The sequence below is a fragment of the Streptomyces sp. NBC_00075 genome, from assembly GCF_045041225.1.
In the GTDB taxonomy this organism is placed as follows: domain Bacteria; phylum Actinomycetota; class Actinomycetes; order Streptomycetales; family Streptomycetaceae; genus Streptomyces; species Streptomyces adonidis.
The window spans coordinates 2,541,731-2,556,662 of the sequence record NZ_CP108243.1 but is presented as its reverse complement, the minus strand read 5'-3'; the positions used below and the strand labels follow the sequence as shown (position 1 = coordinate 2,556,662).

At 72.0% G+C, this 14,932-nt stretch carries 9 protein-coding genes; 7 read left to right on the top strand and 2 right to left on the bottom strand.

Annotation, left to right across the window (positions count from 1 at the left end):
- Positions 1–238: 238 nt before the first annotated feature.
- Positions 239–2,404: a RecQ family ATP-dependent DNA helicase gene (locus tag OG787_RS10815; RefSeq protein WP_369029331.1), complete on the bottom strand. Its 2,166-nt coding sequence runs from the start codon at positions 2,402–2,404 to the stop codon at positions 239–241.
- Between the two features lie 231 nt (positions 2,405–2,635).
- Between OG787_RS10815 and OG787_RS10810 the strand changes: the two genes are divergently transcribed.
- The 7 genes from OG787_RS10810 (at position 2,636) to OG787_RS10780 (ending at position 14,164) form a co-directional block, all read left to right on the top strand.
- On the top strand, positions 2,636–4,216 hold the full coding sequence (locus OG787_RS10810) for a DUF4192 domain-containing protein (protein ID WP_405535043.1): 1,581 nt from the start codon (positions 2,636–2,638) through the stop codon (positions 4,214–4,216).
- 542 nt (positions 4,217–4,758) lie between these two features.
- The gene (locus OG787_RS10805) at positions 4,759–6,966 is read left to right on the top strand and encodes a glycogen debranching N-terminal domain-containing protein (RefSeq protein WP_405535042.1); all 2,208 of its coding nucleotides are present in this window, start codon (positions 4,759–4,761) and stop codon (positions 6,964–6,966) included.
- Positions 6,967–7,097: 131 nt separating this feature from the next.
- The gene (locus tag OG787_RS10800; RefSeq protein ID WP_235474391.1) at positions 7,098–7,856 is read left to right on the top strand and encodes an NUDIX domain-containing protein; all 759 of its coding nucleotides are present in this window, start codon (positions 7,098–7,100) and stop codon (positions 7,854–7,856) included.
- 82 nt (positions 7,857–7,938) lie between these two features.
- Entirely contained in the window at positions 7,939–9,930 is a 1,992-nt protein-coding gene (locus tag OG787_RS10795; RefSeq protein ID WP_405535041.1) for an ATP-binding cassette domain-containing protein, read from the top strand.
- Positions 9,931–10,092: 162 nt separating this feature from the next.
- A complete protein-coding gene (locus tag OG787_RS10790) occupies positions 10,093–10,980 on the top strand; it encodes a FadR/GntR family transcriptional regulator (RefSeq protein WP_235474389.1) in 888 nt (295 codons plus the stop codon).
- Positions 10,981–11,536: 556 nt separating this feature from the next.
- On the top strand, positions 11,537–13,072 hold the full coding sequence (locus OG787_RS10785) for an RNA polymerase sigma factor (RefSeq protein WP_268828133.1): 1,536 nt from the start codon (positions 11,537–11,539) through the stop codon (positions 13,070–13,072).
- A gap of 225 nt (positions 13,073–13,297) precedes the next feature.
- The gene (locus OG787_RS10780) at positions 13,298–14,164 is read left to right on the top strand and encodes a trypsin-like serine protease (protein WP_369029335.1); all 867 of its coding nucleotides are present in this window, start codon (positions 13,298–13,300) and stop codon (positions 14,162–14,164) included.
- A gap of 183 nt (positions 14,165–14,347) precedes the next feature.
- On the opposite strand, the gene OG787_RS10775 is transcribed toward OG787_RS10780, so the two are convergent.
- The gene (locus OG787_RS10775) at positions 14,348–14,578 is read right to left on the bottom strand and encodes a hypothetical protein (protein WP_055532400.1); all 231 of its coding nucleotides are present in this window, start codon (positions 14,576–14,578) and stop codon (positions 14,348–14,350) included.
- Positions 14,579–14,932: the final 354 nt, after the last annotated feature.

Sequence of the window (14,932 nt, the reverse complement as noted above, 5' to 3'; positions counted from 1 at the left end):
CGGACTTGGGGGAGCGCACACCGCAGCGAAGCCCTGCCGGACCACGGACATGCCGTGCGGGGAGCGGACTCCAATTCTTGCGGTCGAACTGGGTTGCGGCAACGAGCAAATGGGGCCACCGACCGTCTTCTGGTGATCTGTGGATTATATCCCTGCCGGGTGTGTCATTTGTAGATGCCTGGGGTGGTCGGGAACGTGCCGTTGGTCCGGGTGTCCACCTCGGTTCATCTGCCCGTCATCAGCCCTGTAGGGCGAGGACCAGTGGCAAGACCCCCCGAGCACCGGCCCGGCGGAGCATCCGGGCCGCCACCGCGAGGGTCCACCCGGTCTCCGTGAAGTCGTCCAAAAGGAGGACTGGCCCCTGCGCATCGACGAGGGCGGCGGCCAGCGCGGGCGGCACGGTCAGGGCCCCGTCGAGCGCTTTCAGCCGCTGGGCGCTGTTGCTGCGCGACACGGGCGGGGCGTCACCGGCGTACTCCAGGCTGCCCAGCAGCGGCAGCCGCCCGACCTCCGCGATCCTCGCGCCCAGGGACGCGATCAGCTGCGGGCGGGTGCGCGAGGCGACGGTGACGATGCCGACCGGACGCGGCTGGGCCGCCGCGGCTCCCGAGGCCCAGCCGTCGGGTCCCTTCGCCCAGTCGACCAGTACTCCGACGACAGCCTTGGCCACATCGTCCGGCACCGGTCCGTCCGGGGCCTGCGGCGAGAACATCGGGCGCAGCCGGTTGCCCCAGCCGATGTCCGACAACCGGCCCAACGCGCGCCCCGTGGAGGCCTGTTCACCGACCGGAATACGCCCCTTCAGCTCGACTCCGATCGCCGGCAGCCCGGTCGGCCACATGCGCCGGGGCTCGACCTCGACACCGGCCCGGCCCAGATCCGCGCGCGCGGCGTCCACGGCCTTCGAGGAGGCGTCGGGGGCGAACCGGGCGCCCGCGCAGTTGTCGCAGCGGCCGCAGGGCTTGGCGCCCTCGTCGTCCAACTGGCGCTGTAGGAACTCCATCCGGCAGTCCGTCGTCGACGCGTACGCGCGCATCGCCTGCTGCTCGGCCTTCCGCTGGCGCGCCACCCACTCGTACCGCTCCGTCTCGTACGTCCAGGGCCGGCCCGTGGAGACCCAGCCGCCCTTGACCCGGTTGACGGCCCCGTCTACGTCGAGAACCTTGAGCATGCTCTCCAGGCGGGAGCGGCGCAGCTCCACCAAGGGTTCCAGGGCGGGCAGCGACAATGGCCGCTCCGCGCGCGCGAGGACGTCGAGCGTACGGCGCACCAGCTCCTCCGGAGGGAAGGCGAGCGAGGCGAAGTACTCCCAGATCGCCTCGTCCTCCTTGCCCGGGAGCAGCAGCACCTCCGCGTGCTCGACACCGCGTCCGGCGCGACCGACCTGCTGGTAGTAGGCGATCGGCGAGGAGGGCGAACCGAGGTGCACGACGAAGCCGAGGTCCGGTTTGTCGAAGCCCATACCGAGCGCGGACGTCGCCACCAGGGCCTTCACCTTGTTGCCGAGCAGGTCGTCCTCGGCCTGCTGCCGGTCGGCGTTCTCCGTCTTCCCCGTGTACGAGGCCACGGTGTGCCCGCGCTGCCGGAGGAAGGCGGTGACCTCCTCGGCGGCGGCCACCGTGAGCGTGTAGATGATCCCGGAGCCCGGCAGTTCGGACAGGTGGTCGGCGAGCCACGCCATCCGGTGCGCCGCGTCCGGCAGTCGCAGCACTCCCAGGCTCAGGCTCTCCCGGTCCAGGGGGCCGCGCAGCACCAGCGCGTCCGAGGCGCCGCCGGTGCCCAGCTGTTCGGCCACGTCGGCGGTCACGCGCGCGTTGGCCGTGGCGGTGGTCGCCAGGACGGGCACGCCCGGCGCGAGGTCGGTGAGCATCGTGCGCAGCCGGCGGTAGTCGGGGCGGAAGTCGTGGCCCCAGTCGGAGATGCAGTGCGCCTCGTCCACCACGAGCAGGCCCGTCGCGGAGGCGAGCTTGGGCAGCACATGGTCGCGGAAGTCGGGGTTGTTGAGGCGTTCGGGACTGACCAGCAGGACGTCGACCGTGCCCGCCGCGATCTCTTCCTGGACCGTGTCCCATTCCTCGGTGTTCGAGGAGTTGATCGTCCGCGCGTGGATGCCCGCCCGGGCCGCGGCGTCCACCTGGTTGCGCATCAGCGCGAGCAGCGGCGAGACGATCACCGTCGGCCCGCTGCCCTGGGCCCGCAGCAGCGAGGTCGCCACGAAGTACACCGCGGACTTGCCCCACCCCGTGCGCTGTACGACCAGGGCCCGGCGCTTGTCGGCGACCAGCGCCTCGATCGCCCGCCACTGGTCCTCGCGCAGCCGGGCGGCGCCGGTGGCGTCCCCGACGAGGCGGGCGAGGACCGTGTCGGCCGCCGCCCGGAGATCCGCGTTGCTCGTGTGCTCCATGCACCCCATACAACAGGACGCCACTGACAACCGGGACGTGGGACGTCGCATCACGGCCACCTCTCGGGCGCGCGCGTATGCGTGCGGGCGTGGGCGGACAGGGCGGGCGCCGGTGTCCGCTTTTCGCGCCCGAACACGTGCTCGCCCGGTCTGGCGCCACCTTGGCGTGTCCCTGATTGGGGTTATCCACAGGCTCAAACGGAATCCGGAGATCCGCGAGATCGTCACCGCATGACGAATCACAGCGAAACGCATCAGGTCACCCTGCGCACCCCGGCAGAACTGGCCGACGCCCTGCCGTATCTGCTCGGCTACCACCCCGAGGACAGCATCGTCCTGGTCGCACTGCACGACAGGGACGGACGAGGCCGGTTCGGCGGCCGGGCCCGGCTCGGAATTCCCACGAACCCGGACGACTGGCCCGCCGTGGCACAGCAGTTGACGCACGGCTTGGTGACCGGAAGCGAGCGCAGAGGCGCACGGCCCGAGAGCATGGTCGTGTATCTCTGCCAGGAACCGGCGGAGGGCGAGGCTCGGCACCAGGTGCGGGAACGGCTGCGCCCGCTCGCCCAGTTGCTGCGCACCGAGTGCGGCCGTCTCGACGTCCCCGTGGTCGAGGCGCTGTGCATCGCCGACAACCGCTTCTGGTCCTACTGCTGTGTGACGCCCGAGTGCTGTCCCGACGACGGGGTGCCCATGGGCCTGCCCGGCACCTCGGTGCTGGCCGCCGCCGCGACCTACGCCGGCCTGCAAGTGCGGGGCACCCTACGTGAGTTGCGGGCCAGGCTCCAGCCCTGGGAGACCGCTGCGGCGCTGGAACAGGAACGTGTGCTCCACACTGTGAACGCCCGCCTGGTCCCGCGAATCCTCGACGACGCGAGCCGCGCGGACATCGCCGAGGAGACCCTGCGAGAGGCACGCCGGGTCAGGGACCGTTTCGCCGAGGCTCCCGCCGTGTCCGGCACGCTCCTGTCGGACCTCCGTGACGACGAACTGCTCTCCCACGACGAGGCCGCCGCGCTGATTCTGGGCCTTCAGGACCGTACGACCCGCGACCGGGCGGCGGAGTGGATGGAGGGCGACGAGGCGGCACCGGCCCTGCGCCTCTGGCGAGCCCTCGCCCGCCGCTGCGTCGGGTCCTACCGGGAGCACGCGGCGGCTCCGCTGACGCTCGCCGGCTGGGTCGCCTGGTCGACCGGCGACGATCTGGAGGCGAGGGAGGCCCTGGCCATGGCACTCGGTGCCGACCCCGGCTACCTGTTCGCCCGCCTGCTGCACCAGGCCTGCAACGAGGGCCTGGACCCCGAGTCGATCCGCCGCTGCCTGCGCGCCGAGCGCGGCGGCCGAGCAGGCGGGCCTGCCGGGCCGCCCCGGACGACGCCGGACACCGGGTGGATCGAGGACGAGGACAGCGAGGAGGGCGAGGGCATGAGTATGGGCATCGGCTGGGGCGAGGACCCCGAAAGGTTCGAGGCCATGGACGGGTTCGAGGGGACGAGCGGTATCGATGGCACGCAGGGGGCTGAGAGCGACGGCCGGTTCGACGGCACCGAGGCCACGTCTCCGCACGACGAGGTCGGGGGTCCCCCGTCCTGCTCGACATCGGTCAGTGCTGCCACACGGGCGCTGGAGTCGGCCACCAGGCGACGACGTCGGGTAGGCCCGCCGGACGGCGCCGAGACGCGCCCGCGGGCCAGGGGGACGGGCGGGACCCGTCCCCAGCCCTTGGGCAAGCCCGCCGTACGTCGTCGCAGTCCGGGCGCGGGGGAGGCCACACCGCGAGGTCGCAGGGCGAAGGGGGACGATGCGTGAACAGGCGTAGGGCAAGCCACGGGCGCCGGGGCAGCGGCTGGACGCCGGTCGGACGGATCGACAAGGGCGGGGCAGTCGACCGGCGTCTGAACAGCGCCGGGATCGGCGGCCGACGGCTGCGCAGCGACGGGAGGCCCGAGGAGCGACTCGCCGGCGACGGGACAGGGCACAGGCATACCGGCGAGCGCGTGATGGGCGGCGGACGGTTCGGCCGGGCCGCACCGCGCAACCGTCGATTGAGCAACGCCGCCGCGTCCCACGTACAACTGACCGGCGCCAGGACAGCTGACGGACACCCCACCATCCCGACCCCGGCGCGCAGCCGGTGTGGTTGTCACGGCACCGGTCGGACACCGGCCCCGCCGCACCGCCATTCGGTCGGCTTGTCCCGCCGGGGGCGTGACTCGGGGAAGCCCTGGTCCGTTCACCTGAGTGGCGGAACCCTTGGACGGGCCGAGCCGCCGCCCCACACCTGCCCCGCCGAAGCCCCCTACCAGGCGCCGAGCGCGCCCCCGGCGCCCAGAGCGCAGAAGAAGCCGCCCATGCATCCACCGACCCCGCCCTCGGCCGCCGACGATCACCGTGCCGTGAGTCCACCCGCGTCGCCCTCGCGGGGAGGTGGCGGCGGAGCACCCGGGAGCGCAGGCGACCCGCGCGGCTCGGAGCCGCCTTTCCCGGGCATCGGACGGCCTGCCGCACTTCAGGGCACCGGACTCCCCTCCGCACCCCCGGCAAGAGGCGCGCCGTCACTGTCCCCTGCTGCTCGGCCACCGCTTGCTCCGCCGCCAGGCGCCCGCCGTCCGGCCCAACTGCCCCCGACCCACACCACCCTGATCTGCGTCGCCCTCCCCGGGCTCGCGATCTCCACGGACCAGGGACAGCTCACCGGCCGAGGGCTGGAGGGCTTCTATCGCGGCGGGCGGCGCCTGCTCGCCCGGTGCCAGGTCCGGGTGGCCGGCCGTGAACCGCTCGCGGTCCAGGCCCGGATGACCGCCGCCGACCGCGCCCGCTTCGTGGGGACACTGCGCGCCTCCCCGGACGGCGGGCCGGACCCGGACGTCGTCGTCGAGCGCATCCGCCACGCGGACGGCACCGAGCGGATCACCCTGCACAGCTCGGCACCGCGCCCGCTGCGCCTGCCGGTGGAGGTGTCACTCGGGACCGACCTGGCCGACCTGGGCATGATCGCCTCCGGCACCGCGGGCCCCGAACTGCCCGCCAGCGTCCACGCCTTCGGCCTGCGCTGGGCCGGCGCCACCGGCGGCGCGGCCGTCACGGCCGACCCGCCGCCCGCCGACGCACTGGCCTCCGCGGGCCTGCTGCGCTGGGAACTGGACCTGCTCCCGGGCGGTTCCACGACTCTGGAGCTGCGCATACGGCAGGACGGCGCGGGACCCGTCCGAGCCGTGGGTCACGTGGCGACGAGCCCCCTCGCCCCGGCACGGGCCGTCGGTGACGATCCACGCGTCGAGGCGCTCCTCGGCACCAGCATCGAGGACCTCCAGGCCCTGCTCCTGCGCGACTCCGCGCACCCCTCCGACACACATCTCGCGGCAGGGGCGCCGTGGCGCTGCGGCATGGCCCCGGCCGAGGCTCTCGCCGCCGCCCGGATGACGCTCCCGCTGGGCACAGGACTCGCGGCGGGCACCCTGCGCACCCTCGCCCGCACCCAGATCCCGGGGCCGGGCCCGAGGTCCGGCATGCTGCCCGGGCCGCGCCGGGACGCGGGCGCACACCTGCCTCCGGGCTGCACGGGTACGGAGGCCACCCTGCTCTTCCCCGTACTCCTCGCCGAGGCCCGCCGCTGGGGTCTCCCCGAGCAGACGACCGAGGAACTGCTCCCCACCGCCGAGCGCTGTCTGACCTGGCTGCGCACGGCAGTGGGCGACGGCACCTACCTGCCCGATCCACAGCCGGGCGGCCCCCTGCGCTGCGAGACACAGGCCCACGCACACCGCGCCGCCCTCCTCGGCGCCGATCTCCTCGACGCGTACGGCCGACCCGGCGGCGCCGGGCTGCGGCAGTGGGCCCAGGAGCTGCGCACCGCGTTCCGGGACGACTTCTGGGTCGAGGACCGGGGCGGCGGCAGACCGGCCGCCGCCCGTACCCCGGACGGGCGCATCGTGCCGCACTTCGGCGCGATCGCCGCCCATCTCCTCGACACCGGTCTGCTGGGCGCGGGCGAGTCGGCCTCCGGGCTGCTCGACAAGGTGCAGACCGAACAGCTCGCCCGGCTGTTCGGCAGCCCGGCCATGGACTCGGGCTGGGGACTGCGAGGCCTCGGCGTCAAGGAGCCGGGGTACAACCCGTTCGGCCACCGCAGCGGCGCTGTGCGGGTCCAGGAGACCGCGGTGGCCGTCGCGGGCCTGGCCACCGCCGGGTACGAGAAGGAGGCGAGTTCACTGCTGCGCGGCCTCCTGTCGGCGGCCGAGGCCTTCGACCACCGGCTGCCGGAGATGTACGCGGGGGAGCAGCGCACAGCAGGAGGCGCCCCGCTGCCCCACCCGGCGGCCTGCCGGCCGTCGGCCACCGCTGCCGCCTCCGGGATCCTGCTGCTAGCCACCCTGGCCGGCATCCGTCCGGACGCCCCGGCGAACACGGTCATGCTCCGTCCGGTACGCAGTGTGCCGCTGGGCGAGATCGGCCTGACGGGGCTGCGGGTCGCTGGAGAGCCCTTCTCCGTACGGGTCGGCCGTCTCGGCGTCGCCATGGTCGAGGAGGCCGCCGCTGGGCTGCAACTGGGGGCGTGACCTCGTACGACATGCCTCGGGAAGGCGTCCGGAGGCGGTCGGTGACGGCCCTGTCCGACCGTCGTGGATCAGTCATGGGTGCGGCTGGAGAGGGGAGTGTTTATCGTCAGGCAGACGACTATGATCGCCGCATGCCCTACGACCCGTCAGCGTTTCCGCCCTTCGCCGTCACCGTGGACCTGGTCGTGCTGACCGTGCGTCGTCATGCCCTGTGCGCGCTGGCGGTACGCAGGGGTGAGCCGCCCTTTCAGGGGCGCTGGGCGCTCCCGGGCGGCTTCGTGCGGGCCGACGAGGATCTGGGGCAGGCCGCGGCGCGTGAACTGGCCGAGGAGACCGGCCTGCGCGCCCACGACCCGGACGCCCCGGCACAGGACAACGGCGCCCACCTGGAGCAGCTCGCGACCTACGGTGACCCCAAGCGCGACCCCCGGATGCGCGTGGTCAGCGTCGCCCATCTCGCGCTCGCCCCCGACCTGCCCGCACCCCGGGCCGGCGGCGACGCCAACAGTGCGCGCTGGGCGCCCGTCGAGGAACTGCTCCAGCAGGGCGGCTACGGCCGCGACGGCGAACAGGCGGCACCGCTCGCCTTCGACCACGCCCAGATCCTGTCGGACGGGGTGGAGCGGGCCCGCTCCAAGATCGAGTACTCGTCGCTGGCCACCGCGTTCTGCCCGACCGAGTTCACCGTCGGCGAGCTGCGCCGGGTGTACGAGGCGGTGTGGGGCGTGGCCCTCGACCCCCGTAACTTCCACCGCAAGGTCACGGGCACCCCGGGCTTCCTCGTCCCCACCGGCGGTACGACCACCAGGCAGGGTGGCCGCCCGGCCCAGCTCTTCCGAGCCGGCGGCGCCACACTGCTCAACCCTCCGATGCTGCGCCCCGAGGTCTGACACACGAACGCCGTGGACAGATGTGCGTACATGGGCCCTGCCACACCCCAGAAAACGGACATAACGCGCTATCTTGCTACGGGTGATCCAGGCCTTCGGACTGACCAGCAACCCTCGCAAGGAGCTTCCCCCCGCCGTCGACGACGTCTCCTTCGAGGCGCGCGCGGGATGCGTCACCACACTCCTCGGTCCCCCCGGCGCCGGCAAGACGACGGTGCTCAGGCTCATGCTCGAACTCCAACAGGGCCGTGGCATCACCTACTTCAGAGGCCGGCCACTGCACCGCATCGCCCATCCGTCCCGTGAGGTCGGTGTTCTCCTGGGCGATGTGCCGGGGCACCCCGCGCGCACGGTCCGAGGTCAACTCCGCATGCTGTGCGCGGCGGCCGGCGTCCCGGCCCGCCGTGCAGACGAGGTCCTTGAGGTGGTCGGCCTCGTCAGTCTGCGCGACGAACGTCTGGGCACCCTGTCGCGCGGCATGGACCGCCGGCTCGGCCTGGCCTGCGCCCTGCTGGCGGACCCGCACACCCTCGTGCTGGACTCCCTCACCGAGGGCCTGTCCGCCCGCGAAAGCCATTGGCTGCACGGCATGCTGCGCGCCCACGCGACCCAGGGCGGCACCGTCCTGTTCACCACCACCGACCCCAAGGAGGCGGCCCGCACCGCCGACCGGATCATCACCCTCGAACAGGGCCGGCTCGTCGCCGACCAGGCCGCCGCGGACTTCGCCCGTACCCGACTGCGGCCCCGGGTCGCCGTCCGCAGCCCGCACGCCACCCGTCTCGCGGCCCTGCTGACCAAGGAGGCCCGGACGGCACATCGCTCCGTGGAGGTCGTACGGGAGTCCGGCAACCGGCTCGCCGTGTACGGCAGTACCTGCGCGGACGTCGGCGAGACCGCGTTCCGGCACGGCATCCTCGTACACCAACTCGCCGACGAGGTCGGTGACATGGCCTCCGGCGGCGACTCGACCCACCGGGGCGAGGAGAAGGCTCCCGAGGACGCGGCCGTGCGTCAAGGGGCTGCCATGCCCCCGGAACTCTCTGCCGAGCACGGCCCCGGCGCGTCAACCGAGGCGTCAACCGAGGCGTCAACCGAGGTCACCCCTGCGACCCGTCTCCCCGAGTCGGACGTGCCCCCCGGCCGCTCGGCGACAGCCGCCGGTGTCTCCGAGCCGTCGGACGGACCCGGCCCGGCGGCATCCGCGCCCACTCGCCCCCGGGCCGCCCACCCGCGTTCCTCCGACGCCGCCCTCGCCTCCGGCAACCCGCCCCCGCTGCCACCCCCCATCTCCGTCCGCTCCGCCCCGAGTCCGCTGCGCCCCCTCCGCTACGAGCTGCGCCGGGCCGGCGGTGTCGGCACAGGGTTTCTCACCGGGGCCGCCGTGCTCGTCTCGTCCGCGCTCGTCGCCGTGCTCATGGCCCGCATCGGGCACACCCCGCAGCACCGCCTGCTGGCCGCCTGGCCGCGGGAACTGCCGCTGCCGCCCGCGGCACTCGGCGCCGGGCTGCTCGGCGCCATCGCCTTCGGTGACGAGTTCCGTCACCCCGCCCTGGCGGTGGACCGAGGCACCGTGCCCCGCCGGCTGGGACTGCTCGTCGCCAAGCTCCTCGTCGCCGCGGGCACCGGGCTGCTGCTGGCCTTCCTCACCGTGGGCTGTAACGCCGAAGTGCTCTATCTCGTCTACGGACAGGAGCTGGCGAAGGTTCCCGCGGACTGGCTCGCGCTGACCGCGAGTTGGATCGGGCTCGTGATCGGCTGCTCATGGGCCGGGGTGCTGGCCGCCGGGATCTTCCGGTCCACCACCGCCGGGCTCGCGGCGGTGGTCGCCGTACCCGTCCTCGTGGTGCCCCTCGTACAGAAGGTCCTGGACGGGGCGTCCGTGCGGAGCGCGGCCGGGTTCTCCGTGCGGCTGCGGGAGCTGCTCCTGGCGCAGTGGCCGTTCGGGGGCGAGCGGTACCTGGCCGCCGGGGCGCGCATGATGGCCCAACCCGTCGGTGGCGCACTGGCGTTGTCGCTGACTGCCCTGCTCTGCGCGTATCTGCTCACGACCCTGCGAAGCAGGGTCCGATGACGACCGGCCGCACCCTTCCGGTCCCGCCCTGCGCACAACTCCCCGGGGAACGCCCATTTCTTTCCGATAAGGCGTCAATTGCGACGGGGTGAGCGATCACCCTTTCGTGTGCTTTTCACCAAAGACCTCAAGGGAGTTGGAGACGGAGCCGACAAAAGATCCGTGAGTACCCTTGCGCACACCATGATGACCGCCGCCCGCTCCGCAGACTCCGGTCTCGTCGGCCCGGGCGAACTCGACCGCTACCCCTACGCCGAGGCTCCCGGTCCCGACCGCGTCGGAGTCCCCTCCTGGGACGCCGCGGACCCGGAGCTGGGCCGTGTCGGCCGCCGCAGCGCGGGCAGCCGCGGCCGCGGGCTGCACGGTCAACTCGTCCAGCAGCTGGGCCAGATGATCGTCTCCGGCGACCTGGGCGCGGACCGCCCCCTCGTGCCCGAGGAGATCGGCCAGCGCTTCGAGGTCTCCCGCACCGTCGTCCGTGAGTCGCTCCGCGTCCTGGAGGCCAAGGGCCTGGTGAGCGCCCGGCCGAACGTGGGCACGCGCGTGCGTCCCGTCAGCGACTGGAACCTCCTCGACCCCGACATCATCGAGTGGCGTGCCTTCGGGCCGCAGCGCGACGACCAGCGCCGCGAGCTGAGCGAGCTGCGCTGGACGATCGAGCCGCTCGCCGCGCGTCTCGCCGCCGGGCACGGGCGCGAGGACGTCCAGCAGAGGATCGTGGACATGGTCGAGATCATGGGCCACGCCATGAGCCAGGGCGACGCGCTGACGTTCTCGCGCGCCGACTCCGAGTTCCACTCGCTGCTCATCCAGCTCGCCGGCAACCGCATGCTGGAGCACCTCTCCGGGATCGTCTCAGCCGCCCTCCAGGTGTCCGGCGGTCCGGTCACCGGTTGTGACCGGCCCACCGAGGCGTCCCTCGCGCACCACGCCCGGATCGCCGACGCTCTCGCGGCCGGCGACGGCGCGGGTGCGGAGGCGGCCATGCGGCAGCTCCTCATCGTGCACCCCGAGGTGGAGCGCGTGGTGCCGGCCCCGCGCGAGCACTGACCGCGAGCCGAGGGCGGCGCGATCGGGGGCCGTGTCGCCCTCCCGGAACCTCGCCCGGCCCGCGAACCGTCACCGCCGGGTCCCGTCGGATCCCGAGAGGGCCCGGCGGGGCCCGGCGGCGGAGACGGGGCGGGCAGGTGGCGCGGTGACGGTGGGGCGAAGGGGCGGCGGCCGGTCCTGAAGCGTCCGTCGCGGCTGTGAATAAGGCTGTGGATGCGACTGTCGTTTTGGCTGTCGATGTGTCTGCCGACGCGGGCACGGATCGGCCGGAACGACCTGGTCGCCACCACGGCTGACCATATCTAGCCGTATCTGACCGCTTTTGTGTGCTTACGGGGTGTGACTCGGGCCACGCAGATTGGGCGTAACGCTTGTGGAAGCAGCGCGATGACCTAAGAGGTGGCAGCCGAGGAGGGAATACAGACGCCGTTCAAGGCGCTGTGCATCTTCCCGGCCCCCGCCCGCGCCGTCGGCCCATCCCCAGTCGGCGGTCGTCGGCTCCTGTCCGTAGTGGACGGGGCCGGAAGCCGTTTTCCAACGTTCCGAGAGGTTGTTCGTGTCGGCCAGCACATCCCGTACGCTCCCGCCGGAGATCGCCGAGTCCGTCTCTGTCATGGCGCTCATCGAGCGGGGAAAGGCTGAGGGGCAGATCGCCGGCGATGACGTGCGTCGGGCCTTCGAAGCTGACCAGATTCCGGCCACTCAGTGGAAGAACGTACTGCGCAGCCTCAACCAGATCCTCGAGGAAGAGGGTGTGACGCTGATGGTCAGTGCCGCGGAGCCAAAGCGCACCCGAAAGAGCGTCGCAGCGAAGAGTCCGGCCAAGCGCACCGCCACCAAGACGGTCGCGGCGAAGACGGTGACCACGAAGAAGGCCACCGCCACCGCCACCCCGGCGGCCCCCGCCGCCGAGTCCTCCGTCGAGGACGAGGCGCCCGTGAAGAAGGCCGCGGCCAAGAAGACGACGACCGCCAAGAAGGCGGTCGCGAAGAAGACGGTCGCCAAGAAGACGGCGGCCAAGAAGACGACCGCCGGCAAGGACGACGCCGAGGTCGCCGAGGACGAGGTCCTCGAGGACGTCAAGCCCGGTGAAGAGGAAGAGGAAGGGGCCGAGAACAAGGGCTTCGTCCTCTCCGACGACGACGAGGACGACGCGCCGGCCCAGCAGGTCGCCGTCGCCGGTGCCACCGCCGACCCGGTCAAGGACTACCTCAAGCAGATCGGCAAGGTCCCGCTGCTCAACGCCGAGCAGGAGGTCGAGCTCGCCAAGCGCATCGAGGCCGGTCTGTTCGCCGAGGACAAGCTGTCCAACGCCGACAAGCTCGCCCCCAAGCTCAAGCGCGAGCTGGAGATCATCGCCGAGGACGGCCGCCGCGCCAAGAACCACCTCCTGGAGGCCAACCTCCGTCTGGTGGTCTCCCTGGCCAAGCGCTACACCGGCCGCGGCATGCTCTTCCTGGACCTCATCCAGGAGGGCAACCTCGGTCTGATCCGCGCGGTCGAGAAGTTCGACTACACCAAGGGCTACAAGTTCTCCACGTACGCCACCTGGTGGATCCGTCAGGCGATCACCCGCGCCATGGCCGACCAGGCCCGCACCATCCGTATCCCGGTGCACATGGTCGAGGTCATCAACAAGCTCGCGCGCGTGCAGCGCCAGATGCTCCAGGACCTGGGCCGCGAGCCCACCCCGGAGGAGCTGGCCAAGGAACTCGACATGACCCCCGAGAAGGTCATCGAGGTCCAGAAGTACGGCCGTGAGCCGATCTCCCTCCACACCCCCCTGGGCGAGGACGGCGACAGCGAGTTCGGTGACCTCATCGAGGACTCCGAAGCGGTCGTCCCGGCCGACGCGGTCAGCTTCACGCTCCTTCAGGAGCAGCTGCACTCGGTCCTGGACACCCTGTCCGAGCGCGAGGCGGGCGTCGTCTCGATGCGCTTCGGTCTCACCGACGGTCAGCCGAAGACCCTCGACGAGATCGGCAAGGTGTACGGGGTCACCCGCGAGCGCATCCGCCAGATCGAGTCCAAGACCATGTCGAAGCTGCGCCACCCGTCGCGTTCGCAGGTCCTGCGCGACTACCTCGACTAGGTCGCGGTCGTACGACACGAAAGGCCCGGCCTCCCTCGACGGGAGCCGGGCCTTCGTGCTGTGCGGAGAGCGGGTCGTCGCACCGGCGTGCGGGGAGCGCGGCCCGGCGCGTGCGGAGCGCGGGCTTCGGCCGACGGCGTCCCTCTTTCGTGGCCCGCGCGTGCGGGGCGGGGCCGGTTGGATCACTCTGGGTTTCTCGTGATCATCCCAGAGTGAGGAGCGCGCATGCGTCGTCCCATTGTCCGGGCCCTGTCCCGGACGCTGACCCGGTCGCTGGTCCTGGCGGCCTCGGCGGGCGTGATACCGCTGGCGTCCGTCGCCCCTGTCGCCGCCGACAGCGTTGTCGTCGGCGGCTTCCCGGTCGACGTGTCCGAGGGCCCGTGGACGGTGGCCCTGTCCAGCCGTGACCGGTTCGGGGGTACGCGGGCCGGGCAGTTCTGCGGCGGCGTGGCCGTCGGCCGGACCACCGTACTGACGGCGGCCCACTGCATGGGCGCCGACGTCCTCGGGGGACCGCCCGACCGCGTTCAGGACCTGAAGGTCATCACCGGGCGTACGGAACTGACGTCGGCTCAGGGCAAGGAGATCGCGGTCCGCGACACCTGGGTCAATCCGGGCTACGACAAGACCAGCAACGCCGGGGACTTCGCCGTGCTCACCCTCGCCGAGGCGCTCCCGCAGACCTCGGTCATCGGGATGGCGGCTGCCGGCGACCCGGCCTACGAACCCGGGACGAACGCCACGGTCTACGGTTGGGGCGACATCACGGGCGGCGCCGACTACGCGCGCAGTCTGCGGGCCGCGCGTGTGCACGTGCTGGCCGACGCACTCTGTGAGCGGGCCTATCCGGGCAGCGCCGACGGCACCTACAAGGCCGACAGCATGCTGTGTGCCGGCGAGGCCGCAGGGGGGCCGGACGCCTGCCAGGGGGACAGCGGAGGGCCGCTGGTCGCCCAGGGGCGGCTGGTCGGGCTGGTGTCCTGGGGCAGCGGCTGCGGACGGCCCGGGAGTCCGGGCGTCTACACGCGGGTCTCCGACGTCGTACGGACGATGGGGTGGAACACCGCCACCACTGCCGGTAGCGGCGCCTGAGGCCCCCGTGAGCGGCGGCCTGAGGGGTCCCTCGGGACGCGGCTGGGGTGCGACGACCCTGTGACGGCCGTCTCGCGCTCCGTGAGCGAGCCTGCGTGAAGCGGGCGGCCACTCCTGGGAACAGGAGTGGCCGCCCGGATCAACCGGCCTGGGCCGGAGCTGGCTCGTCGTCGAAGCGCGGTATCAGCGTTCTTCTTCGTTGGAGCTGGCCGGAACGGTCGTCAGGCGCTCCGTCTCGTCCTGTATCTCAGCGGCGATCTTCTTGAGTTCCGGCTCGAACTTGCGGCCGTGGTGGGCGCAGAAGAGCAGTTCTCCGCCGCTCGCCAAGACAACGCGAAGGTATGCCTGGGCGCCGCAGCGGTCGCAGCGATCAGCGGCCGTCAGCGGGCTCGCGGGGGTCAGAACAGTAGTCACGTCGCCTCTTCTCTAGCTCGACGAGCTGTCGTACCAGGGTCAACATCCAACCAGGCCGAAAACGTTCCCGCTCGCGGCTCTTCCTCGAAAAAAATCTTTTCGAAGCGGCTGTCAGCTGCCGGTTGGCGGCGAATGTGCCGTATTGCGTGTCTTCGTGTCTGTACGGGTTCGCGCTGTCTGTCGTCTGTCGGTGTGTGGGTCCCCCGGCTGGGTTGCCGGTTGTTCATGAGGACGTGCCCGGAGCCTAAATGGTTCATGCCTGGAAGGGAACGTGATATGTACTTCACTCCATCGAGGGATCGAACAAGCATGCGACGCTGGAATAGTGTGAGTTCATGACGAGGGTGGCGTTAC